General features: G+C 34.9%; 1 protein-coding gene. It reads left to right on the top strand.

Going from position 1 to position 859, the window contains the following annotated elements; genetic code table 11:
• Positions 1–326 precede the first annotated feature (326 nt).
• On the top strand, positions 327–809 hold the full coding sequence (locus AC1UFB_RS06155) for a LysE family transporter (protein ID WP_482588765.1): 483 nt from the start codon (positions 327–329) through the stop codon (positions 807–809).
• Positions 810–859: the final 50 nt, after the last annotated feature.

Below are 859 nucleotides of genomic sequence, written 5' to 3'. Positions count from 1 at the left end.
TAGTTATCAAGAAATCAAACGTGAAGGCAGGTTTATTTTTAAAAAATTCCATAGGGTCTGAGTAGTTACCTTGTTTTCAACTGTTTTCGTATTATTGTTGATTTTCAACTCTCCTCCTAATAAAGTAATGTCATTCTTATAAGCTAAGTCCCCTAATTATTGGTATGTAAACCTATTATTTCATTTAAATGTGCTAGATAAGTATTTAGTCATAATAGTTCAATCTTTTACCGAGCCGTTATGCAGCAATTCGCAGCTAAGTAGACTATCTCAAAAGGTATGGTCATATCTTATAGAAAGACAAGCTATGGAGTTGGAGGGATAACGTGACTATTCTAATTATTCATCTAGTGGTATTGGGAATCAGTCTTGCAGCACCATTAGGGCCGATTAAAGTTGAGATGATCAAGCGAGGAATTGCAGGTGGTTTTTGGCCTTCTTGGCTTATCGGTCTGGGAGGAGTTACGGGAGATTTCCTGTTTCTAGTCGTCATTTATTTAGGAGCTGAACATTTATTTCAACATCAATTTGTGGTTGTGTTTACATATTTGTTAGGCGGTTTTTTTCTCATTAAACTCGGAATAAGCAACCTATCGAAACAGCATTCGTTCAAGCAGGAAGATATGACAACCACTTTGGCTCCGTGGTATAAAACATTTTTCGTTGGTTTTTTAATTGCGTTATTAAATCCTTTAAATATTGTATTTTGGTTTGGGGTTTATGGCTCTACCTTACAGGAAATGACGCAGACGATGTCTCATTCTCTTTCTTTTCTCTACAGTTTATTTATTCTATATAAGTTGAATTAAAGGATTACAATTACTCTCTGTTGAAGTATAAGGGTAACACTTACCAATGA

This window comes from Priestia sp. KCTC 13724 (assembly GCF_056820425.1).
This window is presented reverse-complemented; position numbering and strand designations above follow the sequence as displayed.